The following is a 25,695-nucleotide window of genomic DNA, read 5'->3' on the forward strand; positions in this document are numbered from 1 at the left end:
TGCCAATAGATCGTTTTTTGGTTTTTATCCCTAAGTTGTAAACGAATTTGTAAAAGGAATCAATTTCTTAGGATTTGGCCCCTTGCGGCTGCGCGCTGTGCGTTCCACTTTGGGCGGGCCACCTTGGAAGGGATATAGTTATGAAAGACCGCGAAACCAGTGCCGATATCGGGGTTTTCGGCTTGGGCACCATGGGCAGCGCGTTGGCGTTGAACCTTGCCGAACATGGCTTCAAGGTGGCGGTCAGCAACAAGGAAGCGGATTGGATCGCCCCGTTTATTGCGGCATCAGGCCCCCTTGCTGCGCAGTTTACCGGTGCTGCTGATCTGGCTGAATTTGTGGGTGCGATATCGCGGCCCCGTAGCATTCTGTTTATGATCCCGTCCGGCGCGCCAATGGATGCGATGATCGACGTGATTTTGCCGCATCTCGACAGCGGTGACACGATCATCGATGGCGGCAACGCTGATTTCCATGACACCAGACGGCGGTCCACTACGGTTGAAAAGACCGGATGCCATTTTGTTGGCATGGGTGTTTCCGGCGGGGCAGAGGGCGCACGACATGGCCCGTCGATTATGGTGGGCGGCACCAAAGAAAGCTGGCAACACATGCGCCCCATGGTCGAAGCCATCGCCGCCAAATTCGAAGGGGAGCCTTGCGTCGATCATTTGGGCCCCGACGGTGCGGGCCACTTCGTCAAAACTGTGCACAACGGCATTGAATACGCGGATATGCAGATGATCGCAGAGGTTTACGGCATTTTGCGCGACGCGGGCGGGCAAGACGCAGCCGACATTGGACGTCTGTTTGAAAGCTGGCAAAACGGGCGGCTAAGTTCCTATCTGATCGAGGTGTCGGCGGCAGCTTTGCAAACTACGGATGCCGCCACGGGCAGCCCTCTTGTCGATGTGATCAAGGACCAAGCGGGCCAGAAAGGCACGGGCCGCTGGACATTGATCGAGGCGCTGAAACTGGGCCAATCGGCGAGCACAATCGAGGCAGCCGTGGGCGCGCGCGGCTGGTCGAGCGAAAAGAAAACCCGCCAGATCGCCGAACCGCTGTTGGCGGCGAACGCGCAAACGACACCAATGCCGGATGCGGATGACCTGCAACAGGCCTTGCTGGCTGCACGTATCATCGGCCATGCGCAGGGCTTTCGCGTTTTAGCCGCGGCATCTGACGAATTTGTGTGGGACTTGGACATGGCGCGCATTTCCGAGATTTGGCGTGCAGGATGTATCATCCGGTCGGCCCTTTTGGATGATTTCGCGACCGCATTCCGCAGTGAACTGCCCGGCGGCGAACTGATCCTTGCCCCTGCTATTCGCGATCTGCTGGACGGATCAATCGGGGCGTTGCGGCGGGTCGTCGCGGCGGCTGTGTTGTCTGGTGTGGCAGTGCCTGCGCTTGGCGCGTCTTTGGCGTGGTATGACAGCATCAGACGCGGGCGGGGCACCGCGAACCTGATCCAAGCGCAACGTGATTTCTTTGGTGCGCATGGGTTTGAACGTCTGGATCAAGACGGGTCACATCACGGCGACTGGGCACCGATCGCCAAAACCTAACCCGCGAACGGATCCACGGGATATCCGACATGGGACAGGTACAACCCATGGGGCGGTGATACCGGCCCGCAGGCCTGACGGTCGCGCGCCTCAAGCATGGTTTTGACGTCTTCGGGGCGCAAGGACCCTGCGCCGACCCGTTCCAGCGTGCCAACAAAACTGCGGACTTGGTTGTGCAAGAACGACCGTGCACGCACATCGAAATGCAGTTCGGGGCCCACAGGGGTGTCCACCAATGTCATGTCCAGACGGTCAACGGTTTTGACTGGCGTCACGGATTGGCAAATCGTCGACCGGAATGTCGTGAAATCATGCTTGCCCAGCAGATGGCTTGCCCCTTCGCGCATAGCATCCAGATCAAGCGGCTTTTTCACATTCCAGACCAGCCCCGCCTGCAGGGCCACCGGCGCGCGGCGCACGAGGATACGAAACAAATACCGCCGCTCTTGAGCGGAAAAACGGGCGTGGAATGTGTCATCGACCTGCACACAGTCCACAATCGCCACCGGATTAGGCTTCATGTGATAGTTTAACGCTTCGGCCAATCTGAACGGGGTCCAGTCACGTTCCATATCGCAATGGGCGACCTGTGCTATTGCGTGAACGCCTTTGTCAGTGCGGCCCGCCGCTGCGATGTTGTGATCGCGGGGTTCGATCTTGGCCAGCGCAGCCTCGATCACGCCCTGAACCGAGGGCACGTCGTTCTGGCGTTGCCACCCGTGAAAGGGCGCGCCGTGGTATTCGATTTTCAGGGCATAGCGATACATGGCGCGGGCTTAGCGTGGGTGGTGGCTTCTGGCAATCCCTGCACCCCGTGCTTATGTTCACTTTCAACAGTAAGGTAAGGGCGGGCGCAGGCTTTGGTACTCTCAAGAATTGCCGATGGTATTTGGCGGCAGGTGGAAAACGTTCAAGACGGCGTGTCAGAAGCGTTCTTTGAACCCGTCATCCGTTTGGGCGTCACCGGGCTGGCGCGGTCGGGCAAGACGGTTTTTATCACCTCGCTGGTGGCGAACCTGCTGGACCGTGGTCGTATGCCGGGATTGCTCGCCGCATCCGAAGGGCGGATCGAGGCCGCGTTTTTGCAGCCCCAGCCAGACGATACGGTGCCGCGCTTTGAGTATGAAAACCACCTTGCCGCTTTGACCGGCCCCACGCCCCATTGGCCAGAAAGCACCCGCGCGATATCGCAACTGCGCCTATCCTTGCGCGTGCGCCCGAACGGCCTGCTCGCAGGGTTTCAGGGGCCGCGCACGATCCATCTGGATATTGTGGACTACCCCGGCGAATGGCTGCTGGATCTGGCACTGCTGGACGTGGATTATACGCAATGGTCTGCGCAGGTCCTCAAACGGATCGAGGGGCGCGACGAGGCAGAGGCCTACCGCGCGCTGGTTGCAGGCACGAATGCGCAGGCGGCCCTTGATGAGCCCACGGCGCAGGCGCTTGCCGCCAGCTTTGCCGGGTATCTGCAAGAGGCGCGGGCCAATGGCTATTCCGACTGCACGCCGGGGCGGTTTTTGCTGCCCGGTGATCTGGCCGGATCGCCGGTGCTGACCTTTGCGCCCCTGCCCGGCGAGGGTGGCCCCCGCGGATCGCTGCTGCGCGAAATGGCACGGCGGTTCGAGGCGTATAAACGCAAAGTCGTGCAACCGTTTTTCCGCGATCATTTTGCCAAGATCGACCGCCAAGTCGTGCTGGTCGATGCGCTAGGCGCGATCAATCAGGGCCCCCGTGCCGTCGAAGACCTACGCGCCGCGATGACCGAAATTCTGAGCAGTTTTAGACCCGGGCGCAACGGGTTCCTGACGCAAATCCTGCGCGGGAAACGGGTCGAGAAAATTCTGTTCGCCGCGACCAAGGCCGATCATCTGCACCATTCCCAGCATCCCAGCCTGACCGCGATTATGGAGGCCTTGACCCGCGACGCCCGTGATCGTGCGCGGTTTGCGGGGGCTGCGACCTCTGCCATGTCGCTGGCATCCCTGCGCGCCACGACCGAAGCGTCGATGCAGCATGATGGTGAAACCTTGGATGTTGTGCGCGGCTGTCTGCTTGAGACCGGAAAAGAGGCGGCGTTCTATCCCGGCGAGTTGCCCAAAGACCCCGCGCATCTGCTCAGCCCCGCGCGGGCGGGTGCAGAAAAATGGTTGGATCAGGATTACCAGATAATGCGTTTTGCCCCGGCGAAACTAAACCTGCGACCCGGCGACGGGCCGCCCCATATCCGGCTGGACCGCGCGGCCGAGTTTCTGATCGGGGACCGGCTGTGACCAATTTGCGTATGGCACGCGACTTGGACGCCGGGGCTGTGGGCGCGATCCTGTCGGAATTCGTGGATACATCGGATTGGATGCCGCGCATTCATACCCGCGCCGAAGATATCTCACATGCGGCGCGTATGATTGATCTGGGACGGGTCCATGTGGCCGAGGATAACGGCACGGTGATCGGGTTCTGCGCAAGGAATGGCGACGATCTGGATGCACTTTATGTGGCTGCAGATAAGCGCGGGCAGGGCGTTGGGGCGGCATTGTTGCACCATGCGCAAAGCGTGGTGGACCGTTTGGAATTGTGGACGTTTCAGGCCAATGAAGGGGCGCAGCGGTTTTACCTGCGTCACGGGTTTGTCGAAGTGCAGCGCACGGATGGCAGCGGCAATGATGAACGCTTGCCGGATATTCAATACGAATGGCAACGGGAGACTGTGTGATGGCCAAGGGCCCGGTATTGTTTGATCTTGAGGAAGACGTCGCCCCGCGTCCGTCAGTCTCCGAAGCGCCGCCCGTGCCCGATGTCGGCGCGCCTGCACCGCAGGGCCAAGCGATGCAAATTGCCGCGCGACTAGGGGCGCGCAAACCGTCGAAACTGGTCAAGCTGTTCTGGTGGTTGCTGACGGCATTTATCGGCGCATTGGTGTCGATCACCGCATGGAATTTTGTCGCGGGGTTGATGGCCAGCTATCCGGTGATCGGGATGGCGATGACCGTGTTGATTGGCGCGTTGCTGGTGGTGCTCGCATTGCTGTGCCTGCGCGAACTTGCGGCGTTCAGCCGGTTGGCACGGTTGGACGGGTTGCACCACGACGTTGGCGAAGCCTTGGCACAGGATGATTTGAAAGCCGCGCGATCGGTGACGGATCGGTTGGTCGCACTGTATCAGGGCCGCGAGGATACCCGCTGGGGCCGCGACCGTTTGGCAGAATTGCGCGCGGATCAATTGGATGCACAAAGCCTGCTGGCCTTGACAGAAGCGGAATTGCTGGGTCCGCTGGACATCGCCGCTAGTCGGGAGGTTGAAGCCGCTGCACGGCAGGTGGCGACGGTGACCGCATTGGTGCCACTGGCGCTGGCCGATGTGGTCGCAGCCCTGACCAGCAACCTGCGCATGATCCGCCGCATTGCCGAGATTTATGGCGGGCGATCAGGGTTCTTTGGATCGTGGCGGCTGACGCGGGTGGTGATGTCGCATCTGGTCGCTACCGGCGCTGTTGCGGTGGGGGATGACATGCTGGAGCCGATCCTTGGCGGTACGATATTGGCCAAGCTGTCGCGGCGCTTTGGCGAGGGGCTGGTGAACGGCGCGTTGACGGCACGGGTTGGTGTTGCCGCTATGGAGGTGTGCCGCCCGATGCCGTTTTCTCAAGGACGTAGACCCAAGGTGCGCAGTATCATCAAGCGGGCCTTGTCGGGGTTGTTTGGCAAGGGATCACAGGCAGAGGGTTGATCGGGGTTCAGGATTGGGGCGCTGCCCCAAACCCCGGGATATTTAAGAGCCAGAGAACGAGGGGCGTAGGGGCTTGTCGCTTGTGATGGGGGGGCTTATAAGGCGCGTCATGAGCCGGATATCCGTGATCATTATTCGAATTATTTTCCCGGCGCTCTGATCCCACGAGACGCCGGGCCTTAGGTGTTCGAGATAGTCGCACCGCACCTGAACATCCATTCCCATACTCCGTTTGCCAAAGGACGCCCCCTATGTGCGCCGACACCCCAGAGACATTTGATTACAAATCCACGCTGAACCTGCCCAAGATCGATTTCCCGATGCGTGCAGGCCTGCCCAAGCGCGAGCCTGAATGGCTGGCACGCTGGGAGGATATTGGCGTGTATGACCGGCTGCGTGAAAAGCCGGACCGCACACCCTTTACCCTGCATGACGGCCCGCCCTATGCGAACGGGCATCTGCACATCGGTCACGCGTTGAATAAGACGATCAAGGATATGATCGTGCGCAGCCATCAGATGATGGGTTTCGACGCGCGCTATATCCCCGGTTGGGATTGCCACGGCTTGCCGATCGAATGGAAGATCGAGGAGCAGTACCGCCAGAAGGGCAAGAACAAGGACGACGTGCCGATCAATGATTTCCGCGCCGAGTGCCGCAAGTTTGCCGCCGGTTGGGTGGACATCCAGCGCGAAGAATTCAAGCGTCTGGGCATCACCGGCAATTGGGCCGATCCGTATCTGACGATGGATTTCCACGCCGAACGCGTGATCGCCGAGGAGTTCATGAAGTTCCTGATGAACGGCACGCTTTATCAAGGGTCTAAGCCCGTGATGTGGTCACCGGTTGAGAAAACCGCGCTGGCCGAGGCCGAGGTCGAGTATCACGACAAGGAAAGCTTTACCATTTGGGTGAAGTTCAAGGTTGTCGGCACGGGCGATGCAACGTTGGACGGTGCGCAGGTTGTGATCTGGACCACGACACCTTGGACCATGCCCAGCAACAAGGCTGTCGTTTATGGCAAGGATATTTCCTATGGCCTGTACGAAGTAACGGGCCGCCCCGAGGAATCTTGGGTCAGCATCGGTGATCGTTACATTCTGTCTGATGCCATGGCGATGGATGTCTTTGGCCGTGCGCGTCTGGATGAAACCATGGTGCGCCGTCTGTGTGATGTGACACAAGATGATCTCGCGAAAATCAAGTTACAGCACCCGCTGGCTGGTGCCGAAGGCAGCAATGGCGAGTGGGATGATATCCGTGACTTCCGCGCCGCTGATTTCGTGACTGACACCGAAGGTACGGGCTTTGTGCATTGCGCGCCAAGCCACGGTCTTGAGGAATACGAGCTCTACCGTGATCTGGGCATGCTGGAGCAGGTGATCACCTATAACGTGATCGAAGATGGGTCGTTCCGCGCGGATCTGCCGTTCTTTGGTGGCAAAGCGATCCTCAAGCCCAACGGCAAGGAAGGCGACGCGAACACCGCCGTGATCAACAAGCTGGTCGAAGTTGGCGGGCTGTTGGCGCGTGGCAAGATCAAGCACAGCTATCCGCATTCGTGGCGGTCCAAGGCGCCGGTTATCTATCGCAACACCGCACAGTGGTTTGCGGCCATCGACAAGCCCGTTGGCGATGGGTTGGATACGTTCGGTAAGACCATCCGCGAACGTGCCCTGACCGAGATTGATAACGTCAACTGGGTCCCGAAAAAGGGCCGCAACCGTTTGCATTCGATGATGGAGGCACGGCCCGATTGGGTGTTGTCGCGTCAACGTGCATGGGGTGTGCCGCTGACATGTTTCACCAAGAAGGGCGCGTTGCCGACCGACGCCGACTTCCTGCTGCGCAATCCGGAAGTGAACAAACGGATCGTTGATGCGTTTGAGGCGGACGGGGCGGATGTCTGGTACGAGGACGGCGCGAAAGAGCGGTTCTTGGGCGGGATCGTGAACCCCGATGATTATAACCAAGTGTTCGACATCTTGGATGTGTGGTTTGATTCCGGCTCGACACATGCCTTCGTTCTGCGTGACCGCCCGGATGGCACCAAGGACGGCATTGCGGATGTTTATATGGAAGGCACCGACCAACACCGAGGCTGGTTCCATTCGTCGCTGTTGCAATCGGTTGGCACCACGGGCCACGCGCCTTACCGCAATGTGGTAACGCATGGCTTTACGCTGGATGCGAAGGGCATGAAGATGTCCAAATCCATCGGCAACACCATCGTGCCGGAAAAGATCGTGCAGCAATATGGCGCGGATATCCTGCGTCTTTGGGTGGCGCAGACAGATTATACCGCAGACCAGCGGATCGGGGATGAAATCCTGAAAGGTGTCGCGGACAGCTATCGCCGTTTACGCAACACCATGCGTTATATGCTGGGCTCGCTTAAGGATTTTGACAAATCCAAGGCGGTCGCCGTTGAAGATATGCCCGAGCTGGAGCGTCTGATCCTCCACAAGCTGGCCATTCTGGATGGTGTTGTGCGCGAAGGCTATGCCAAGTTCGATTTTCAAGGTGTGTTCCGCGCGGTATTCGAATTTGCGACGCTTGATCTGTCGTCCTTCTACTTCGATATCCGCAAGGATGCGCTGTATTGCGACGGTGACACGACGCGCAAACTGGCCGCGCTGACCGTGCTGGATCATCTCTACAACCGTCTGACCACATGGCTAGCCCCGATTCTTGTCTTCACGATGGAGGAAGTCTGGTTGGAGCGTCACGGGGGCGAAGACGCGTCGGTTCATTTGCAGGACTTCCCTGAAACGCCTGCCGAATGGCGCGATGATGTGCTGGCTGCCCGTGCTGAAAAGGTGCGCGCAGTGCGCCGCGTGGTCACCGGTGCGTTGGAAGAACAACGTACAGCCAAGGTGATCGGTTCGTCGCTGGAAGCGGCACCGACCGTGTATCTTGCGCCTGAATATGCAGAGGTCATCACCAACCCCGAAACCTTTGCCGATCTGTGCATCACCAGCCAGATCACCCTGACGACCGGGGACGCACCCGAAGGGGCGTGGACATCTGATGATGTGGCAGGGGTCGCCGTGGTCTTTGCCAAGGCTGAGGGCGAGAAATGCGCGCGTTGCTGGAAAGTGCTGCCAGACGTTGGCACGCATACGCACCCGGCCGTGTGTAAACGGTGCGACGATGCGATGTCTTAAGCCGGGGTTGCACCCCAAATACGTCTAGGTGGTTCTGCAACGGTCCATAAAGACGCAATTCGGCATCCTGACAGTGACCGAAGAGGCAGGCGCAATCACGCGCCTGTCTTGGGGTGATGTTTCGAGCCAAGACAGCAGTGATTTGCTGGAGGAAGCTGTCCGTCAGCTGGCCGGTTTTGACGCAGGCACGCTGACCGAATTCACGCTTCCCTTACGTGTCGAGGGGAGCGATTTCCTTGTTGCCGTGTGTGACGCGATGTTCGCGATCCCCTTTGGCGAAACCCGTACCTATGGCGACATCGCGAAAGAGCTGAATGCCCCGGCGCAGGCGGTGGGGCAGGCCTGCGGGCAAAACCCCATCCCTGTGATCATCCCGTGTCACCGTGTGATGGGGGCAAAGGGCCTGACAGGATATTCAGGGGCAGGGGGCGTTGAGACTAAAATCGCCCTGCTGCGCCACGAAGGGGCGGCGGGGCTGCTGATTTAGATTATTTAAGCGGGGTGTGGGTTATGACGCGTGGGCCATGACGCGTGGGTTGGCACCCACCCTACGGGTTGCGTTCGTACAGGAACTGTTGCGTGACACCGGCAAAGGTCAGATAGAGGCTGGTCAGGATCAGACCCCAATGGGCCCAGCTGTCGGGGTGAAAATCAACCCAGGCCGCCCAGCCTGCAAAGAACGTCCAAGCCAGCGCCATGGGTAGCGTCACAACGCGCCAGCGTTCTGTCCGAACGGGGTGCACAAATTTCAGGGGTGCAAACATGGTGATGGCAAGGAATGTCACCAAGATCAGCGAGACCCACCAAGGGGGGGACAGGGCGAACAGCACCAACACCAGCATGTTCCAACACCCCGGGAAGCCCCAGAACGAATTGTCCTTTGTCTTCATACGGGTGTCACAGAAATACATGGCGCTGGCGAAGGTGATGATAATGATCATGACCCAGCCGCTCCACCCATCCATCAGGCCGGATTTGAACAGGGCAAAGGCGGGGATGAACACATAGGTCAGATAATCGATGATCAGATCCAGCAGCACCCCGTCAAACTCGGGGGCGTTCGTCTTTACATTATATCTGCGGGCCAGGGGGCCATCGATTCCATCTACGAAAAAGGCGACAACCAACCATAGGAACATCAGATCCCATTCTTGGTCGGCGGCTGCTAACATGGCCAACATGGCGAATATCGCGCCGGTTGCTGTGAACAAATGAACAAGAAGGGCGCGTGACTGGATACTCATGCGCCACAGATGCCAAATCTTTCTGGTAAGTGCAAAAGGAAAAGCGCAAGGAACCGCGTCGCCTTGGGTTGACCCCGCTGGTGATTCCGCCTAAAGCCTGACAACCAATTTCAGGGTTGCCCTTGTGCAGCCCATTCGGGTGTTGCGTCGGATCGCCGATGACACCTCTGTAGCAAAAGGATGAACCCATGTCGCGCGTTTGCGAATTGACCGGAAAAGGCCCGATGTCGGGCAACAACGTAAGCCACGCCAAAAACCGCACGCGCCGTCGGTTCTTGCCAAACCTGAACGATGTGACCTTACAGTCCGAATCGTTGGGCCGCAGCTTTAAGTTCCGCATTTCTGCGGCTGCTTTGCGCACTGTCGATCACCGCGGTGGTCTGGACAAGTTCATGGCCAAAGCAAAGGACACCGAGCTGTCCGGCAACGCTTTGAAAGTGAAAAAGGCGATTGCAAAGTCCAGCGCGACTGCTGACGCTCTTTCCTAAGACGTTCTAAAGTTTTTCTATGCAACCCTGGCTTAACCGCCGGGGTTGCGTCGTTTTTACATATCGAAACCTTGCAGCATCTGCGCTAAGGCTTGAGATATGTTGAACCGTTCATTCATTGCTGTCTTGCTTGCCTTGGTATTGGGTCTGACCAGTCAAAGCATGGCCGTCGCACGCGGTGCGTCTGCGGCAACCGGGCAGATGGTGCTGTGTACCGGCACGGGGCCGGTCGCGATTTATCTGGATGCCGAGGGTCAGCCGACCTCGGCCCCGCATATTTGCCCTGACGCAGCGCTGAATGTCTTGGTCGATGGTGCCGTAACGCTTCTTGATCCGCCCGCGCAACTGATTGTTTTCCGGGTATTCGTATCGCAGCCCGGCGCGCGGCAATTTGTTCGCCCACAGCACTGGCCCGATACGCGGGCACCCCCTGTATTTGTCTAATTTGAAACTATCTTAGACATCTCAAAATACAGGAATACCCAATGAAACTTGCTTCTTTTACCCGCGCTGTTTGCGCGATTTTTCTGCTGTCTGCTGGCCCTTTGGCGGCCCAAGGCATGATGGTGCATGACGCTTATGCGCGCAGCTCGACCGCGGCCTCGACCTCTGGTGCGGCATTTATGGTGCTGATGAACCATTCAGGCAGCGATGACCGGCTGATCGGCGCATCGTCGGATGTGGCTGCGAAAGTCGAACTGCACCAACATGCTGAGGATTCCAATGGCGTGATGCGTATGGGCGAGATTGAAGGCGGCGTGCCGATCGCCAACGACGAGGCGCACACCTTCCAGCGCGGCGGCGACCACCTGATGTTCATGGGGCTAAAGCGCCCGTTGGAGCAGGGCGAAATGATCAATGTGACGCTTGAGTTTGAAAAAGCCGGCGCGGTCGACATCGAAATCATGGTCGATCAAGAGCGTCAGCCTGATCACGGTGCGATGGATCATAGCAAAATGGACCACGGCACCATGGATCACTCCGGCCACAGCAAAGCGTCAGAGTAAACGCGCTCAGGCGGCCAGAGGGTAGGGTTCTACCTAAACTCTGGCCGCTTCGGCACGACACAGCCGCCCAGCAATTCGTCGACCCAATCGCTGACAATGCGAGTAGCAGGGCCGGTACGGTGTTCCGCAAACTGGTTCCCCACAGCCGAGCGTTCAAGGTTCATTTCAATCGTATGCGCCCCGTTGCGGCGGGCATCAGCGACGAACCCCGCAGCAGGATACACATTTCCCGAGGTGCCGATTGCCGCGAAAATATCGGCCTCGGCAAGGTGGTCGAAAATCACATCCATGTCATAGGGCATTTCGCCGAACCAAACGATGTCAGGCCGCGCCGCAGGGGCGTGGCATTTCGGGCAGGCGTCGCCGGGGGCCATCACCATGGGCGCGGGCCAGCGATGGTCACAAGCTGCACAAAGCGCGGATTTCAGCGCGCCGTGCATATGCATCACCGCTGCCGCCCCACCTTGTTCATGCAGATCATCCACGTTCTGGGTGACGATCACGACCTCGCCGTCATGGTACTGTTGCAGCTTGGCCAGTGCCCTGTGCGCGGCGTTCGGCGCAACCTCTGACGCCTGCTTGCGGCGGGCGTTATAGAAATCGACGACCAGCTTGGGATCGCGGGCAAAGCCTTCGGGGGTGGCCACGTCTTCGACCCGGTGCTGCGCCCACAGTCCGTCTTCGGCGCGGAATGTTTCGATGCCGCTTTCAGCTGAAATACCGGCACCGGTGAGAATGACAATCTTGCTCATCTTTGCTGCCTTTCGATGTCTTTCATACATTACCCGTCGAGGGTGTGAAAACTGCTGGAAAGCCATGGCATTTGCGCCAGCGTGGGCGCAATCATATGGGTTTGAAGCAGTTGGCGCATGGTGTCCGCGATGTTTTGCGGTACGGGGCCCGTCCAATCCGCACCGGCAAACAGCGATATCTGCCGCGATGGCCCTGATGCAGGCAATGCATAGGCCTGCAATGCACCGTGAAACCGTTCCGCCCTGCCATAGCCAAAGGGGGTTGTGATCGCCCAGCCGATGCCCCGTGCGACCATGGCCATCAACGCCAGATGGCTGCCAATCTCGAACTGCGAAGCAAGGGTGATATTGTTGCGTGTCAGATGATTGTTGATCTGTTCCGCGATCATCTGATCGGCGTCATACCGGATAAACGGCAGCGGCGCATGGCCTGACAGCAGGTCTGCAGGCGGCACGGCATTGTCGCCGGGGGCAACAATGATGAAAGGGTCGCGAGCGAGGGGGATTTCAATCAGCCCGCTCTTGGCGTCCCCGCTGGTGGCGGCGATGGCCATGTGCAAGGTTTTGTCTTGAACGGCCTGTATCAACCCCTTGCTGCCATCCGTGATCATTCGAAACCGGCAGCCTTCCATGCTGTCGGCCAGTATGGTGGCAAGGCGTGGTGTCAGATCGTTTTCGAAATCATCAATGACGCCGAGGCTTAGATCCGACAGATTGGCCAGATCCATGACCGTCAGTTCCGTTTGCGCCAGCCGCAGTTGCGCCAATGCAGCGCTTGCATGTTTTAGAAAACTGTCGCCCTGCGGGGTCAGGCGCATCGGGCGGCGGCTGTGGTCCATCAAGGGGGCGCCAATCGCGGCCTCTAGGTTGGTCATTTGCTGGCTGACGGCAGGCTGGCTAAGGCCGGTCGCCGCGGCGGCTTGGGCGACGGACCCCGTGCTGGCCAATGCCTCGAACACTTCGATGCCGCGCAGTGTTACACCTTTTTTGAACATCGTAGTCGCCTTTTGGCAGTTTTCAGTTTTCAAAAACGCTTTTGGATGGATCGTTGCTGGCTGGCTTTGTCGTGCCGATAGTTTCAGGAAATCAAAATAGATCGACTCGGGTCATTTGACCATTGAAGCGGCTGCAGAACAAGCGCACGATTACCGCGAAACCTGACAGAGACCCAAGTGATGAAAATAGCCACAGCCGCCTACACCCAAGATATCCTGACAAGTTGGGCCCATTACGAAGACAAGCTGGCCAATTGGGTCGCAACCGCCGCTGGGAACGGGGCCGATCTGTTGGTTTTTCCCGAATATGGCGCGATGGAACTGGCCACGCTGGCAGGGCTGGACGTTGCAGGCGATCTTGAGGCGTCGCTATTTGCCGTGTCTGATCGTTTGCCCGACGCCGATGTGCTGCACCAGCGGCTGGCGGCTGAATATGGGGTCCACATCGTTGCAGCATCGGCACCCGCAGCAACGGCCACACGGCCCGTGAACCGCGCACGGTTAATTACACCAGATGGTAAAATTGGCGTTCAGGACAAGCAAATTATGACCCGTTTTGAACGCGAGGTTTGGGGCGTGGTCGGCGGCAACCCCTTGCAGGTTTTCGAGACGGCGATTGGCAAGATCGGTATCTTGATCTGCTACGACAGTGAATTCCCGCTTTTGGGCCGTGCGCTGGCCGATTGCGATATCATCGCGGTGCCCAGCGTGACCGAAGCGTTGGCCGGCTATTGGCGCGTGCGCATCGGGTCCATGGCCCGCGCTCTTGAGAATCAGTGCATCACGGCCATGTCGTCTTGTGTCGGCCCCGCTGATTGGTCCGACGCTTTGGGCGATTCCTATGGGGCGGGGGGCATTTTTTGCCCACCTGACGTCGGGTTTCCATCCACGGGTGTGCTGGCTGCGGCGCAGATCAACGTGCCCGGTTGGACCTATGCCGAGGTGGATATAGTGCAAATCGCCAATGTGCGCGCCGATGGGGTTGTGTTGAACCGCAGGCACTGGGCAGATCAGGCTGGCCGCGATAGCGTGGCGATAAACACGTCGTTGCTGTGAATAGGTCTTGAAAAAAGGGAAAATTGCGCCCATTTAAGCCTGCGCTCTGCATTTGCAGGGCAAAGTGTTCAAGGAGAGACCATGGCTAAGGAAGACACGCTCGAATTCCCCGGTATCGTCAAGGAACTCCTGCCGAATGCGACATTCCGGGTCGAGCTTGAAAACGGCCATGAGATTATCGCACATACGGCAGGCAAAATGCGCAAAAACCGCATTCGTGTTCTGGCAGGCGACAAAGTACAGGTGGAAATGACCCCCTATGATCTGAGCAAAGGCCGGATCAATTATCGCTTTAAATAACGTGCTTTACCGAGAACCTGCGGGTTCGCGGTTGGCGCTTTGGGTTTGCATATGACCTTTATCCTCGGATCAGGCAGTCCGCGCCGCAAGGAATTGCTGGCGCAGATTGGCGTTGTGGCCGATGATATTCGCGCGCCCGACATCGATGAAACCCCGCAAAAAGCCGAATTGCCGCGCCCCTATTGCGCGCGCATGGCCCGTGAAAAGGTGGCGGCAGTGCCCGCTGGCCCCGATGATATCGTGCTTTGCGCCGATACCACCGTTGCCGTTGGTCGCCGTATTCTGGGCAAACCCGAAAACGCCGAGGAAGCCGCCAGTTTTTTGCGGCTGATGTCGGGGCGGCGTCACAAGGTGATCACAGCCGTCGCGGTGAAACGCGGCGACAAGCTGTGGGAACGCGACGTGGTCAGTACCGTACGTATGAAGCGGCTGTCGGATGCCGAGCTGGCCGCCTATCTTGCCACCGGCGATTGGCAGGGCAAGGCCGGCGGCTATGGTATCCAAGGCCCCGCAGGCGCGTTGATCCCGTGGATCAGCGGATCATTTACCGGTATCGTGGGCTTGCCCCTTGCCGAAACCGCAAACCTGCTGCGCGCAGCGGGCTATATCTTTGACGGAGAGACATCATGAAAGGTCGTACGATCATTCTGGACCATCTGGGCGAGGTCGAGGCCGCCGCGTTGATGGTGGATGGCAAGCTGGACGATCTGTTGGTCGACAGCGATGGCCCGCGCCCCGGTACGATTTACCGTGCGATTGCTGACCGTCCCGTCAAAGGGCAGGGCGGTATGTTCCTGAAAACGCCCGACGGGTCTGCGTTCTTGCGCCAGATCAAAGGGCTGGCCCCCGGTCAGCCGATTTTGGTTCAGGTGTCTGGCTATGCGGAACCCGGCAAGGCGATCCCCGTTACGCAAAAGGTTTTGTTCAAAAGCCGTTACGCGATTGTGACGCCCGGCGCACCTGGCACCAATATCTCGCGGTCCATCCGAGACGAGGAAGAACGCGACCGCCTGCTTGAGGTTGCCCACGAGGCCGCCCAAGGCGCGACCCATGGCCTGATTTTGCGGTCGTCTTGCGCGGGTGCGGATGGCGATGACATTGCCGATGACATTGATGCGATGCTGACCCTCGCCGACAAAGTGTTGGGCGATGAGGCGACAGAGATGGAACTGCTTGCCGAAGGTGATGGCCCGCATATTCTGGCGTGGCGCGACTGGGTGGCCCCTGCCGATGTCGTGACTGAACCGGGCAGCTTTGACGCTCACGGTGTGCTGGACGATGTTGAAGACTTACGGCAGCCGCGTGTTCAGCTTGAGGGCGGTGCGTCGATGTATGTCGAACCGACCCGTGCCTTGGTCGCCGTCGATGTAAACACTGGCGCTGATGTGTCGCTTGCTGCTGGTATTAAAGCCAATATGTCCTGCGCCCGCGCCTTGCCTCGCGCGTTGCGTCTGCGCGGTTTGGGCGGACAAATCACCCTTGATCTCGCCCCCATGCCCAAGAAAGACCGCCGCCCGTTCGAGACCGCCTTGCGTCAGGCATTCCGTACAGATGATGTTGAAACCACCTTGATCGGGTGGACGCCTTTGGGTCACTATGAACTGCAACGCAAACGCGCACGCCTGCCCATAGCCGAGGTTCTAAAGTGAGCTGCCCGATCTGTTCTGACGACACGTCGCCCGCCTATCGCCCGTTTTGTTCGCGCCGCTGTGCCGACATTGATTTGGCCAAATGGCTGAACGGCAGCTATGCGACGCCAAGCCGCGACCCCGAAGACGTCGAGGCCGCGATTGATGCGGTCGAAGAAGCATTGAACACGCCACCAAAGCCCCACTAAGTTTACGCGGGCAAGCAGGTCTCGCGGACGGTTTGCGCGATATGTTTCAACTGCCCGGCTAGCGGGTTTGTTTTACGCCACACCATCCCAATCGTCCGCGACGGACGCGGTGGGGGCAGGCGCGCGATGGATACTTCGGCTGAACGGGTTTCAATCGGCACGGCCATATCGGGAATAAGCGTCACCCCGATCCCCGCGCTGACCATCTGAACCAATGTCGATAGGGAACTCCCCTCCATCAAGTCACGCGGGACGGCGGATGGCATGCTGCAATAGGACAGCGCCTGATCGCGAAAGCAATGCCCCTCTTCCAGCAACAACAGGCGCATTTCGCGCAGCAATTGGGAATTTGGCACGGGTTTGTTTTGGTCTTCGATCTGGCGCACCAGTACGAATTCCTCGTCGAGTAGTACCTCTTCGTGCAAGGTCGGCTCTGATATCGGTAGGGCCACGATGGCCGTGTCTAGCTGCCCGCCCAACAGCCCCTCAATCAGTTTTTGTGTGACGGCTTCACGTGGGCGCAGATCTAACCCAGCGTAATCTTGGGAGATGCATTTGATGAAGCGGGGCAGAAAATAAGGGGCGACCGTCGGTATAATCCCAAACCGCAACCGCCCGATCAGCGGGCTGTGCGAGGCGCGCGCCAGATCGCCCAGCTCATCCATGGACTGCAGTATTTCTCGCGCGCGCGCGACAAAGGTTTCACCAAACCCCGTCAGGCGCAGCTGTTTTGCAGACCGCTCAACCAGCGGCGTGCCGACCATGTCTTCCAACGCTTTGATCTGTACGGATAAGGCGGGCTGCGAAATACCGCAATCATCGGCCGCCCGGCCAAAGTGATGGTGCCGGGCCAATGCTTCGAAATAGCGTAAGTGTTTGATCGTTATCTCCATAACCCCTGATTATCACGGTGATTAGAAAATGCAATTTTTCTTAATGTTCAGGATGGTGTAGGACTGCGCCTAAGCGGTGACGCCGGACCCATCTTGCTGAATTCCTGTTGGAGCGATGTTTTGATGTCTGCACCCACTGCGCCATTCTAAATAAAACACCAGATCACATACCAATCGGAGATGAACATGGACGGCAATGATAACGGTTCGATGGGCAAATGCCCTGTAATGCACGGCGGTAATACGGCTAGCAAATCCTCTGTAATGTCTTGGTGGCCCAATTCGCTAAACCTCGACATTTTGCACCAGAAAGACAGCAAGACGAATCCGATGGATGCGGATTTTGATTATCGCAAAGAGGTTCAGAAACTTGACGTTGAGGCGCTTAAGCAAGACCTGCACGCGCTGATGACGGACAGCCAAGAATGGTGGCCTGCTGACTGGGGTCACTATGGTGGCTTCATGATCCGTATGGCGTGGCACTCCGCCGGCACATACCGTCTGGCCGATGGTCGTGGCGGTGGCGGCACGGGCAGCTTGCGTTTTGCGCCTTTGAACTCCTGGCCTGACAACGTCAGCCTTGATAAAGCGCGCCGCTTGTTGTGGCCGATCAAAAAGAAATACGGCAACAAGCTGAGCTGGGCCGACTTGATGATCCTTGCGGGCAACATCGCATATGAATCGATGGGCCTGAAAACGTTTGGTTTCGCCTTTGGTCGCGAAGACATCTGGCACCCGGAAATCGACACCTATTGGGGTGCGGAAAAAGAATGGCTGGCCGACAGCGATGGCCGCTATGAAGATATGGAAAACCCCGCATCCATGGAAAACCCGTTGGCTGCTGTGCAAATGGGCCTGATCTATGTGAACCCAGAAGGGGTGAATGGCCAGTCCGACCCGATCAGATCGGGTTTGCATGTGCGCGAGACATTCAAGCGGATGGCGATGAACGACGAAGAAACCGCCGCGCTGACCGCAGGTGGTCACACAGTCGGCAAATGTCACGGCAATGGCGATGCGGCGACCCTTGCCGCTGAACCGGAGTCTGGTGAAATCGAAACGCAAGGTTTCGGTTGGGGCAACCCAAAGGGGACTGGCACCGCCAGCATGGCGATCAGCAGCGGCCTTGAAGGTGCATGGACAACCGACCCGACCAAATTCGACATGGGCTATTTCAAGCTGCTGTTCGGATACGAATGGGAGATCAAGAAAAGCCCCGCCGGCGCGTCGCAGTGGGAACCAATCGATATCAAGGAAGAAGACAAACCCCTTGATGCGAGCGATCCAACAATCCGCCGCAACCCGATCATGACGGACGCCGATATGGCGATGAAGATGGACCCGATCTATCGCGAGATCTGTGAACGGTTCATGGCTGATCCTGAGTATTTCAAAGACACGTTCGCACGTGCTTGGTTCAAACTGACCCACCGCGACATGGGCCCCAAAGAACGCTATCTTGGCCCCGACGCACCTCAAGAAACGCTGATCTGGCAAGATCCGGTACCCGCGGGCAACACCGGCTATGATGTCGAAGCAGTCAAGGTACGCATCGCAGACAGCGGCTTGTCGCTGGAAGAAAAGGTATCAACCGCATGGGACAGCGCGCGCACATATCGCGGCTCTGACATGCGTGGCGGTGCCAATGGTGCGCGCATTCGTCTGGCCCCCCAGAAAGACTGGGAAGGCAACGAACCTGCGCGCCTTGCCAAAGTTCTTGGTGTGCTGGAAGGCATTGCGAACGACACCGGCGCAAGCATCGCTGATGTGATCGTTCTGGCCGGTAGCCAAGGTGTCGAAGACGCTGCAAAAGCCGCTGGTTTCGACATTTCGGTTCCGTTCATCCCGGGTCGCGGCGACGCCACAGACGAGATGACCGATGCGGCATCCTTTGAACCGCTTGAGCCGCTTGCCGACGGGTATCGCAACTGGATGAAGAAGGACTATGTGACCAGCCCCGAAGAAATGTTGCTGGATCGCACACAGCTTATGGGCCTGACAGCCCCCGAGATGACAGTCCTGATCGGTGGTATGCGTGCCATGGGGACCAACTATGGTGGTACCAAGCATGGTGTGTTCACAGACCGTGTTGGCGCGTTGACACCTGATTTCTTCGTCAACCTGACTGACATGCGCTATTCTTGGCATCCTGTTGACGGCGGCATCTATGAGATCCGGGATCGTGGCACCGAGAATGTGAAATGGACAGCAACCCGTGCGGATCTGGTGTTCGGGTCCAACTCGATCCTGCGGTCCTATGCCGAAGTGTACGCCCAAGACGGCAATGCCGAAAAATTCGTCAAGGATTTCGTGGCAGCTTGGGTCAAAGTCATGAACGCTGACCGCTTCGACGTCGCGGCATAAATTGCCCTCACCCCTGCGCTGCTTAACTAAAGCGGCGCGGGGGTATTTTCTTGGGTAATATCCAATCGGACATCATGAAACGGTGTCATCAGCAAATGATCCGCTAAAAAGCGCGGAGCTTTAGCTGGCAATTCTTCAACCTACATTCTGGAACGCAAAGCCGCACAGCTGATCAACAATCAGCACGGCGGCTGGTTGGCGTTCTTACATCAATGTTCAGAAGAGTAGTGGCTGGGATGGTAGGATTCGAACCTACGATCTACTGTACCAAAAACAGGTGCCCTACCGCTAGGCCACATCCCATCACTGGCCGTTATTTAGTCCGGGATCGGGGATGGTGCAAGACCTGAATGGAGAAAAAATGCAGAGTTTTGGCTGAAACTCATTCGTTTGCGGCTTCTTCCGTGAGTAAGTCGTCTTCTGTCCCCGCGCGCTCTTGATCGACGATCTGTTCCAGCGCTTTCTCGGCGTTTGCGTCGACGTCTTGCGGGGCTGTGGTCGCCGGTGCGGGCGAATCGCGTCTGGCCTTGGTCTCAGGCTCTGCCGGGGTGGTCTGCGATGGATGCACCACGCGATAGGTGGGTTCCGGCATGGCGTAGCCGGCTTGGTCAAAGGCCGCGATTGTCAGGCGGATGGCCTCGCCACGGGCAAGGCTAATGCTGGTATCTGTTTGATCCACCCAAGCGGTGAATTGCAGTGAAATGGTGCTGTCGCCAATCGTTTCGATCCAAACGCTGGGTTCGGGGTTTTTCAGGACAAAGGGCAACGCGAGCAGTGTTTCTAGCCCCAGCTTGCGCGCAGCGGCGAAATCGGTGTCGGGGGCCATGCCCAGCTCAAACGAAAACCGGCGCTCTGCGTTGCGGGTGAAATTCACGATGCGCGCCTTAAAGACGGTCGAATTCGGGATACGGATATGGTTGCCATCAAAGCTCAGCAAAATCGTGGCGCGGCTGGTCAGTCGAATCACCTTGCCGGTGTCGCCTTCAATCTCGACCGTGTCATTAGGGCGAAAGGGCTGGCGCACGGAGAGCATGATCGAGGCGATGAAATTTTCCACGGTGTCGCGCACCGCAAACCCGATGGCGAGGCCCGCAATACCCGCCGCACCCAAAATGCCCGACAAAAGGGCGGTTGCGCCAACAATATCAAGGGCAAGCACCAAGGCGGCGATAATAAACACCAGCCTGATAATCTGGCGGTATATGTCAGCGATGAAGGCGTTCGGGGCAAGCCTGTCCCACGGCTGCTGCCATCTGGCGATGAAAAACCCCAATAGAACGACAAACGCAAAAATCGCCAGCGCGACCCCGGCAAGCGGTAGAAACGCCACGGTTTGGGCCATGCGGCTTTTGAACCGGTCCAGCGCGGGGTTCAGCCGCTGACTGACATCTGTGGTTTCCGAAATCTCGTTCTCGATGGCGACAATGCCTTCGATCCGCCCGACAAGATCGGTCAACTGCTTGGCCGTTTGGGCATCAACGGTGGTTCCCGTAAGGGTCACGATCCCGGCAGATACCGCAACATCGACGCTGCTGTATCCGTCGAGCTCGGCAATAATTTCACGGATGCGCTGTGCTATGGCACGGTCGTCATCGGTGCTTTCTTGAACGGCTATAGCACCGGTGGGTTGGACGGTCGTATTTTGCGCCGCCACGCTTAGCGGCGACAGCAGGCAAAGAAGCAGCGCAAGATATTTCATAGGGTGTCTCCTGAGGTCCAAGCCATGCTGATTGCCAGATAGTTTGACGTATAGCACGATTTCTTTCAAAGAAATCGCCCCGGAATTTTTGAAAAATTCCGCCCCGCGCGGATATCTTACGCGGAACAATCCACCAGAATGGCACCCATCCGCGCCCCGGCTTCGACGGCCTCATGGGCGCGGATTGTTTCTGACAACGGGAATATCTGTTCAACCGGACAGTCCAGCGCGCCGTCGGCCAAGGCCTGATGGACCTTGTCGATGGCAACCCGGCGTTGGGCGTCCGTCAGAAGGTAAACCAGAATAATATCGATTGTGACCGCTTTGAAGAGCAGCGGCAGGAAAGGCAGGGTCGGCGTCATTTCCTTGGCCGATCCATAGGCTGCAATGCGCCCGTTTGGTTTGATCACTTCGGCATCCAGCCCGATATTCACGCCGAATTCGACCTCAATCACCGTATCGACCGGCTTGCCATCATTGGCAGCCAGAACCTGTTCCAACAAATCGGGGGAGGCATAATCCAGCACCACATCGGCCCCGGCTTTTTGTGCGCGGCGCGCGCCGTCTTTGCCTGTGGTGGCGATCACACGTGCGCCTGCCCATTTGGCCAGTTGCACGGCCAGATAGCCCACAGTGCCAGCGCCGCCTTGGATCAGGATCGTCTGGCCCTTGACGTCTTCACCGTTAAAAACGGCGTGGCAGGCGGTAAGGGCAGGAATGCCGAAACTTGCGGCGGCCTCAAACGAAACCTCATCGGCCAGATCAACGGCTTGCGCAGAGGGAAGCGCGATATGCGTAGCAGCGGTGCCAAAGGGGCGCTGCCACTGGCCGTTCCAAATCCAGACCCGTTGTCCAATCCGCGCGGCATCGACACCTTCGCCAACCGCCTCGATCACGCCTGCGCCATCGCTGTGGGGAATAACCTGATCAAAGGGCGGCTTTGTCATGCCCGGTCTGCCACGCCGCGATTTGACGTCGGACGGGTTCACGCCGGACGTGGCCAGACACACCAAAACCTCGTCTTGGGCCGGAGAGGGCGTTGCCATCTCAACCAGCTTGAGAACATCGCGGGCTTCGCCCAACGTGGAATAGGTGATCGCGCGCATGGCTGTATCCTTGTCTTGTCAGATGTGGTCGATCCAAAGACCGCTGCGCAACCCTAGTCGCGTATCTCTCGGGTGCCAACGCCCCAAAGACGTGCCTTGGGGGCCCAGCCTTTGTACCCGCCCGCGCGCAGGAAGCACCATTCAAGGCTGCATTCCCCCAGCCGTGCAATGGCACCGACTTCGAATTCAGCGGCAACAGGGGCGTTCGGGTCTGGGCGGGTCAAGAGTTTCAGTTTGTCTTGTTCGATCAATACAGTGCGGGTGCCGGATAACAGCGAATAATGCACCCAGCCGCCCATGCCATCGCGGTCTTCGACGCGGCGCCAGTGGCCATGTTCGGCTGTGATGCGCAGGGGCATGTCGCGGTGTTTGAAAACCCAATCGATCCTGTGGGTCAGCGACGGCCCGCGCCGCACATTGCCTTCGGCGGCCTTCATCGACACGTATCGTGGCACGGGCAGATTGGTGACCTGGCCAACCTCCTCGGCCGCCTGGGCGGTGCTGAAAGCCAGTTGAATCGATACCAGCGCCCCCAATAGGGCGAAACTGAACTTGGGTGTCATGACGGCCTGCTTGGTCTTTGGTTGTTGATTTTGTGCTCTTTTACGCCGCGAAGTTCTTGTGCCTCGTCGCCGCTTGGGACACCATGCCACCAAGCAAAGCGCAAAGCCAGATTTGGGAGGCTCAAAATGTCAAAGCAACCGCTAAGTGTTGTAGTCACGCGACGGTTGCCGGAGGTCGTTGAGAAGCGATTGTCGGAACTTTTCAAGGTGACATTGCGCGAAGATGATACGCCAATGACCCGGGCTGAATTGGCCACGGCTATGAAGACGGCTGACATTCTGGTGCCTACGGTCACGGATGAAATCGATGCGGCCCTTTTGGGCCAAGCGGGCGAACAGTTGAAACTGATTGCGAATTATGGCGCTGGTGTTGACCATATTGATGTCACGACAGCCCGCCAGCGCGGCATTCTTGTGTCCAACACCCCCGGCGTTTTGACCGATGATACGGCTGACATGACCATGGCGCTTATTCTCGCGGTGACGCGCCGCATGTCCGAAGGCATGGCGCAAATGCAATCGGGCGACTGGAAAGGCTGGGCCCCTACGGCGTTGCTGGGCGGTCGGGTCAGTGGGCGCCGTTTGGGTATCCTTGGTATGGGCCGTATTGGTCAGGCCGTTGCGCGCCGGGCTGCGGCCTTTGGCATGCAGGTGCATTACCACAACCGCCGCCGTTTGCGCCCCGAGGTTGAGGAAGCACTGGGTGCCACCTATTGGGAAAGCCTGGATCAGATGGTCGCGCGTATGGATGTGCTGAGTATCAACTGTCCGCATACCCCGAGCACCTTTCATCTGATGAACGCCCGTCGTTTGAGACTGATGAAGCCCGAAGCGGTGATCGTGAACACCTCGCGCGGGGAAGTGATCGACGAAAACGCCCTGACGCGGATGCTGCGGGCTGGCGAATTGCAGGGTGCTGGCTTGGATGTTTATGAACACGGCACCGACATCAACCCGCGCCTGCGCGAATTGGATAACGTGGTACTGTTGCCGCACATGGGGTCCGCCACGCTAGAAGGCCGGATCGAGATGGGCGAGAAAGTTATCATCAATATCAAGACCTTCGAAGACGGCCACCGCCCGCCGGATCAGGTTGTCCCCTCAATGCTGTAACCCCCTTTAACAAAGACGGAGTTTCCCCCATGCGCATGACCCTAACAGCCGTAGCAATATGTTTGGCCGGTGGGGCGCTTGCCCAACAGGCCGCCGATACTGTGGCACCAGAGGCAGCAGGAGCGGGGGCGTTCGAGGCGATATCGGCAGACGTGACCGCTGCCTTTGCCGCCAAAGACGCGGGAAAACCGGTGTTGGCGGAAAACTGGATGGTCGCAGCGGCCAACCCCCATGCGGTTCAGGCCGGCGCGGATGTGCTGGCTGCAGGCGGTACGGCGGCAGATGCGTTGGTGGCCGTGCAGACCGTACTGGGGCTGGTCGAACCGCAAAGCTCGGGCCTTGGCGGTGGCGCGTTTCTGGTTTGGTACGATGCAGCCAGCGGTGAAATCACAACCCTAGATGGCCGCGAAACGGCCCCCGTGGCTGCGACGCCGCAGTTGTTTCAAGATGATGCGGGCGCGCCGCTCAAGTTCTTTGACGCCGTGGTCGGCGGGCGGTCTGTCGGTACCCCTGGCACACCTGCGCTGCTTGAGGCGGCTCATGCCCGTTGGGGCACGCAGAATTGGGCCGACCTGCTGGCCCCCGCGACGGACCTAGCGGAAAAAGGGTTTACCGTATCGCCACGTCTGGCGGGTCTTGTGGCAAGCGACGCGGAACGGCTGGCAAGCTCTGCCACCACGGCCGCGTATTTCCTGCCCGGCGGGCAACCTATCACGGCAGGGATGACATTGAAAAACCCTGACTACGCAAACACGCTTGCGTTATTGGCGGATCAGGGTGCGGATGCTTTTTACGCAGGCGACATTGCTGCTGATATCGTTGCCACCGTCCAAGGGGCAGCAGGCAATCCCGGTGTTTTATCGCCGGTGGATCTGTCGATCTATCAGGTCAGGGAACGGGCCGCCGTCTGCGCCGCCTACCGCGCCCATGATGTCTGCGGTATGGGGCCGCCATCCTCGGGCGCTTTGGCTGTCGGGCAGATATTGGGCCTTCTTGAAGGGTACGATCTAAGCGCCGGACCCCAAGACCCGAATGTATTGCGCTTGATCGGCGACGCGTCTCGATTGGCCTTTGCGGACCGTGGCCGCTATGTCGCCGACAGCGATTATGTGCCCGTTCCCGTGCAAGGCATGCTGGACCCCAGCTATCTGGCCGAGCGCGCCAAGCTGTTGGCGGGCGATGACGCGCTGCCCCAAGTTGCCCCCGGCAATCCGGCTTTTGATCACGCTTTGAACTGGGCGGATGATATGGCGATTGAGCTGCCATCGACCTCGCATATCTCGATTGTGGATGGCATGGGCAATGTGGCCAGCATGACCACAACAATCGAAAACGGCTTTGGCAGTCGTTTGATGGTGCGTGGCTTTTTGCTGAACAATGAATTGACCGATTTTTCATTCCGGTCCCATGTGGACGGCGTGCCGATTGCCAATCGGGTTGAACCGGGCAAACGGCCCCGGTCATCAATGGCCCCAACGATTGTGATGAAAGACGGCAAACCCGTTTTGGCGGTGGGCAGCCCGGGTGGCAGCCGCATCATCGGCTATGTGGCGGGGGCGATCATTGCACATATCGATTGGGGCATGGATGTGCAGCAAGCGGCAAATCTGCCCCATGCTGTGAACCGGTTCGGGACCTATGATCTGGAAGAGGGCACCGACATGGCGGTTTCGGTCGACGCGTTGGAAAACCTCGGCTACAAAACAGCGACGCGGGCGCTGACATCGGGCCTGCATATGATCGCCATCGGCGACAGTCTAAGCGGCGGTGCCGATCCGCGCCGCGAAGGCATCGCCCTTGGTCAGTAACCAAGGGAC

Annotated in this window: 25 protein-coding genes and 1 tRNA gene; 17 read left to right on the plus strand and 9 right to left on the minus strand. The window is 58.6% G+C overall.

The window, feature by feature from the left end; genetic code table 11:
- Positions 1 to 140 precede the first annotated feature (140 nt).
- On the plus strand, positions 141 to 1,568 hold the full coding sequence (gndA, locus tag AADJ11_RS05040) for an NADP-dependent phosphogluconate dehydrogenase (protein WP_341233439.1): 1,428 nt from the start codon (positions 141 to 143) through the stop codon (positions 1,566 to 1,568).
- On the opposite strand, the gene truA is transcribed toward gndA, so the two are convergent.
- Positions 1,565 to 2,335, minus strand: a complete 771-nt coding sequence (gene truA / locus AADJ11_RS05045; protein ID WP_341233440.1) for a tRNA pseudouridine(38-40) synthase TruA — start codon at positions 2,333 to 2,335, stop codon at positions 1,565 to 1,567. The two genes, gndA and truA, sit on opposite strands and share 4 nt — an antisense overlap.
- A gap of 93 nt (positions 2,336 to 2,428) precedes the next feature.
- On the opposite strand from truA, the gene AADJ11_RS05050 reads away from it, so the two are divergent.
- From AADJ11_RS05050 to AADJ11_RS05070, 5 genes are all read left to right on the plus strand, one after another.
- The gene (locus AADJ11_RS05050; protein WP_341233441.1) at positions 2,429 to 3,841 is read left to right on the plus strand and encodes a YcjX family protein; all 1,413 of its coding nucleotides are present in this window, start codon (positions 2,429 to 2,431) and stop codon (positions 3,839 to 3,841) included.
- Positions 3,838 to 4,281 (plus strand): GNAT family N-acetyltransferase, encoded by a 444-nt coding sequence (locus AADJ11_RS05055; protein ID WP_341233442.1) that lies wholly within the window; start codon positions 3,838 to 3,840, stop codon positions 4,279 to 4,281. The genes AADJ11_RS05050 and AADJ11_RS05055 overlap by 4 nt, the downstream gene beginning before the upstream one ends.
- Positions 4,281 to 5,294 (plus strand): TIGR01620 family protein, encoded by a 1,014-nt coding sequence (locus tag AADJ11_RS05060; protein ID WP_341233443.1) that lies wholly within the window; start codon positions 4,281 to 4,283, stop codon positions 5,292 to 5,294. Before AADJ11_RS05055 ends, AADJ11_RS05060 begins: the two co-directional genes overlap by 1 nt.
- 251 nt (positions 5,295 to 5,545) lie before the next feature.
- Positions 5,546 to 8,461 (plus strand): isoleucine--tRNA ligase, encoded by a 2,916-nt coding sequence (gene ileS, locus AADJ11_RS05065; protein WP_341233444.1) that lies wholly within the window; start codon positions 5,546 to 5,548, stop codon positions 8,459 to 8,461.
- A 73-nt stretch (positions 8,462 to 8,534) separates the two neighbouring features.
- Positions 8,535 to 8,948 carry a methylated-DNA--[protein]-cysteine S-methyltransferase gene (locus AADJ11_RS05070; protein WP_341233445.1) on the plus strand — a complete coding sequence of 138 codons (414 nt, stop codon included), beginning with the start codon at positions 8,535 to 8,537 and terminating at the stop codon, positions 8,946 to 8,948.
- 61 nt (positions 8,949 to 9,009) lie between these two features.
- On the opposite strand, the gene AADJ11_RS05075 is transcribed toward AADJ11_RS05070, so the two are convergent.
- A complete protein-coding gene (locus AADJ11_RS05075) occupies positions 9,010 to 9,705 on the minus strand; it encodes a CDP-alcohol phosphatidyltransferase family protein (protein WP_341233446.1) in 696 nt (231 codons plus the stop codon).
- 188 nt (positions 9,706 to 9,893) lie between these two features.
- Between AADJ11_RS05075 and rpmB the strand changes: the two genes are divergently transcribed.
- The 3 genes from rpmB (at position 9,894) to AADJ11_RS05090 (ending at position 11,200) form a co-directional block, all read left to right on the plus strand.
- Positions 9,894 to 10,193, plus strand: coding sequence for a 50S ribosomal protein L28 (gene rpmB / locus AADJ11_RS05080; protein WP_341233447.1), 300 nt, complete (start codon positions 9,894 to 9,896; stop codon positions 10,191 to 10,193).
- A gap of 99 nt (positions 10,194 to 10,292) precedes the next feature.
- Positions 10,293 to 10,637, plus strand: coding sequence for a hypothetical protein (locus AADJ11_RS05085; protein WP_341233448.1), 345 nt, complete (start codon positions 10,293 to 10,295; stop codon positions 10,635 to 10,637).
- Positions 10,638 to 10,678: 41 nt separating this feature from the next.
- Positions 10,679 to 11,200, plus strand: coding sequence for a copper chaperone PCu(A)C (locus tag AADJ11_RS05090; protein WP_341233449.1), 522 nt, complete (start codon positions 10,679 to 10,681; stop codon positions 11,198 to 11,200).
- Between the two features lie 29 nt (positions 11,201 to 11,229).
- Here the strand turns inward: AADJ11_RS05090 and AADJ11_RS05095 are convergent, their stop codons facing one another.
- Both AADJ11_RS05095 and AADJ11_RS05100 read right to left on the minus strand, forming a co-directional pair.
- The gene (locus AADJ11_RS05095) at positions 11,230 to 11,952 is read right to left on the minus strand and encodes an NAD-dependent deacylase (protein WP_341233450.1); all 723 of its coding nucleotides are present in this window, start codon (positions 11,950 to 11,952) and stop codon (positions 11,230 to 11,232) included.
- Positions 11,953 to 11,981: 29 nt separating this feature from the next.
- Positions 11,982 to 12,947 carry a LysR family transcriptional regulator gene (locus AADJ11_RS05100; protein WP_341233451.1) on the minus strand — a complete coding sequence of 322 codons (966 nt, stop codon included), beginning with the start codon at positions 12,945 to 12,947 and terminating at the stop codon, positions 11,982 to 11,984.
- A 180-nt stretch (positions 12,948 to 13,127) separates the two neighbouring features.
- Here AADJ11_RS05100 and AADJ11_RS05105 point away from each other — a divergent pair, with 180 nt between their 5' ends.
- The 5 genes from AADJ11_RS05105 to yacG all read left to right on the plus strand — a co-directional run bounded on the left by AADJ11_RS05105 (position 13,128) and on the right by yacG (position 16,140).
- Entirely contained in the window at positions 13,128 to 14,003 is an 876-nt protein-coding gene (locus tag AADJ11_RS05105) for a carbon-nitrogen hydrolase family protein (RefSeq protein ID WP_341233452.1), read from the plus strand.
- A gap of 81 nt (positions 14,004 to 14,084) precedes the next feature.
- Positions 14,085 to 14,303 (plus strand): translation initiation factor IF-1, encoded by a 219-nt coding sequence (gene infA, locus AADJ11_RS05110; protein WP_005851736.1) that lies wholly within the window; start codon positions 14,085 to 14,087, stop codon positions 14,301 to 14,303.
- Positions 14,304 to 14,354: 51 nt separating this feature from the next.
- Complete coding sequence (locus AADJ11_RS05115) at positions 14,355 to 14,933, plus strand: Maf family protein (RefSeq protein WP_341233453.1); 579 nt, start codon at positions 14,355 to 14,357, stop codon at positions 14,931 to 14,933.
- The gene (locus AADJ11_RS05120; protein WP_341233454.1) at positions 14,930 to 15,952 is read left to right on the plus strand and encodes a ribonuclease E/G; all 1,023 of its coding nucleotides are present in this window, start codon (positions 14,930 to 14,932) and stop codon (positions 15,950 to 15,952) included. The genes AADJ11_RS05115 and AADJ11_RS05120 overlap by 4 nt, the downstream gene beginning before the upstream one ends.
- Positions 15,949 to 16,140: a DNA gyrase inhibitor YacG gene (gene yacG / locus AADJ11_RS05125; protein WP_341233455.1), complete on the plus strand. Its 192-nt coding sequence runs from the start codon at positions 15,949 to 15,951 to the stop codon at positions 16,138 to 16,140. Before AADJ11_RS05120 ends, yacG begins: the two co-directional genes overlap by 4 nt.
- Before the next feature lie 2 nt (positions 16,141 to 16,142).
- Here the strand turns inward: yacG and AADJ11_RS05130 are convergent, their stop codons facing one another.
- Complete coding sequence (locus tag AADJ11_RS05130; protein ID WP_341233456.1) at positions 16,143 to 17,033, minus strand: hydrogen peroxide-inducible genes activator; 891 nt, start codon at positions 17,031 to 17,033, stop codon at positions 16,143 to 16,145.
- 186 nt (positions 17,034 to 17,219) lie between these two features.
- Between AADJ11_RS05130 and katG the strand changes: the two genes are divergently transcribed.
- On the plus strand, positions 17,220 to 19,397 hold the full coding sequence (gene katG / locus AADJ11_RS05135; RefSeq protein ID WP_341233457.1) for a catalase/peroxidase HPI: 2,178 nt from the start codon (positions 17,220 to 17,222) through the stop codon (positions 19,395 to 19,397).
- Positions 19,398 to 19,625: 228 nt separating this feature from the next.
- Here katG and AADJ11_RS05140 read toward each other — a convergent pair.
- The 4 genes from AADJ11_RS05140 to AADJ11_RS05155 form a co-directional block, all read right to left on the minus strand.
- Positions 19,626 to 19,700: transfer RNA gene (locus tag AADJ11_RS05140), tRNA-Gln, on the minus strand.
- 79 nt (positions 19,701 to 19,779) lie between these two features.
- Positions 19,780 to 21,096: a mechanosensitive ion channel family protein gene (locus AADJ11_RS05145; RefSeq protein ID WP_341233458.1), complete on the minus strand. Its 1,317-nt coding sequence runs from the start codon at positions 21,094 to 21,096 to the stop codon at positions 19,780 to 19,782.
- A gap of 116 nt (positions 21,097 to 21,212) precedes the next feature.
- Positions 21,213 to 22,202, minus strand: a complete 990-nt coding sequence (locus tag AADJ11_RS05150) for an NADPH:quinone reductase (RefSeq protein WP_341233459.1) — start codon at positions 22,200 to 22,202, stop codon at positions 21,213 to 21,215.
- 53 nt (positions 22,203 to 22,255) lie between these two features.
- Entirely contained in the window at positions 22,256 to 22,765 is a 510-nt protein-coding gene (locus tag AADJ11_RS05155) for an SH3 domain-containing protein (protein ID WP_341233460.1), read from the minus strand.
- 126 nt (positions 22,766 to 22,891) lie between these two features.
- Here AADJ11_RS05155 and AADJ11_RS05160 point away from each other — a divergent pair, with 126 nt between their 5' ends.
- Together AADJ11_RS05160 and ggt are read left to right on the plus strand one after the other, a co-directional pair.
- Positions 22,892 to 23,878: a D-glycerate dehydrogenase gene (locus AADJ11_RS05160; RefSeq protein ID WP_341233461.1), complete on the plus strand. Its 987-nt coding sequence runs from the start codon at positions 22,892 to 22,894 to the stop codon at positions 23,876 to 23,878.
- Between the two features lie 29 nt (positions 23,879 to 23,907).
- Positions 23,908 to 25,686, plus strand: coding sequence for a gamma-glutamyltransferase (gene ggt, locus AADJ11_RS05165; protein ID WP_341233462.1), 1,779 nt, complete (start codon positions 23,908 to 23,910; stop codon positions 25,684 to 25,686).
- Positions 25,687 to 25,695: the final 9 nt, after the last annotated feature.

Source organism: uncultured Sulfitobacter sp. (assembly GCF_964021855.1).
Lineage (GTDB): Bacteria > Pseudomonadota > Alphaproteobacteria > Rhodobacterales > Rhodobacteraceae > Sulfitobacter.

Bases quoted from the DNA above. Each gene is read 5' to 3' on its own strand.
- AADJ11_RS05150 (WP_341233459.1), bottom strand. From the start codon at position 22,202: ATGCGCGCGATCACCTATTCCACGTTGGGCGAAGCCCGCGATGTTCTC.
- infA (WP_005851736.1), top strand. From the start codon at position 14,085: ATGGCTAAGGAAGACACGCTCGAATTCCCCGGTATCGTCAAGGAACTC.
- AADJ11_RS05145 (WP_341233458.1), bottom strand. From the start codon at position 21,096: ATGAAATATCTTGCGCTGCTTCTTTGCCTGCTGTCGCCGCTAAGCGTG.
- AADJ11_RS05120 (WP_341233454.1), top strand. From the start codon at position 14,930: ATGAAAGGTCGTACGATCATTCTGGACCATCTGGGCGAGGTCGAGGCC.
- AADJ11_RS05130 (WP_341233456.1), bottom strand. From the start codon at position 17,033: ATGGAGATAACGATCAAACACTTACGCTATTTCGAAGCATTGGCCCGG.
- ggt (WP_341233462.1), top strand. From the start codon at position 23,908: ATGCGCATGACCCTAACAGCCGTAGCAATATGTTTGGCCGGTGGGGCG.
- AADJ11_RS05090 (WP_341233449.1), top strand. From the start codon at position 10,679: ATGAAACTTGCTTCTTTTACCCGCGCTGTTTGCGCGATTTTTCTGCTG.
- AADJ11_RS05075 (WP_341233446.1), bottom strand. From the start codon at position 9,705: ATGAGTATCCAGTCACGCGCCCTTCTTGTTCATTTGTTCACAGCAACC.
- AADJ11_RS05155 (WP_341233460.1), bottom strand. From the start codon at position 22,765: ATGACACCCAAGTTCAGTTTCGCCCTATTGGGGGCGCTGGTATCGATT.
- katG (WP_341233457.1), top strand. From the start codon at position 17,220: ATGGACGGCAATGATAACGGTTCGATGGGCAAATGCCCTGTAATGCAC.
- gndA (WP_341233439.1), top strand. From the start codon at position 141: ATGAAAGACCGCGAAACCAGTGCCGATATCGGGGTTTTCGGCTTGGGC.
- rpmB (WP_341233447.1), top strand. From the start codon at position 9,894: ATGTCGCGCGTTTGCGAATTGACCGGAAAAGGCCCGATGTCGGGCAAC.
- ileS (WP_341233444.1), top strand. From the start codon at position 5,546: ATGTGCGCCGACACCCCAGAGACATTTGATTACAAATCCACGCTGAAC.
- AADJ11_RS05105 (WP_341233452.1), top strand. From the start codon at position 13,128: ATGAAAATAGCCACAGCCGCCTACACCCAAGATATCCTGACAAGTTGG.
- AADJ11_RS05115 (WP_341233453.1), top strand. From the start codon at position 14,355: ATGACCTTTATCCTCGGATCAGGCAGTCCGCGCCGCAAGGAATTGCTG.
- AADJ11_RS05060 (WP_341233443.1), top strand. From the start codon at position 4,281: ATGGCCAAGGGCCCGGTATTGTTTGATCTTGAGGAAGACGTCGCCCCG.
- AADJ11_RS05085 (WP_341233448.1), top strand. From the start codon at position 10,293: ATGTTGAACCGTTCATTCATTGCTGTCTTGCTTGCCTTGGTATTGGGT.
- truA (WP_341233440.1), bottom strand. From the start codon at position 2,335: ATGTATCGCTATGCCCTGAAAATCGAATACCACGGCGCGCCCTTTCAC.
- AADJ11_RS05100 (WP_341233451.1), bottom strand. From the start codon at position 12,947: ATGTTCAAAAAAGGTGTAACACTGCGCGGCATCGAAGTGTTCGAGGCA.
- AADJ11_RS05095 (WP_341233450.1), bottom strand. From the start codon at position 11,952: ATGAGCAAGATTGTCATTCTCACCGGTGCCGGTATTTCAGCTGAAAGC.
- AADJ11_RS05160 (WP_341233461.1), top strand. From the start codon at position 22,892: ATGTCAAAGCAACCGCTAAGTGTTGTAGTCACGCGACGGTTGCCGGAG.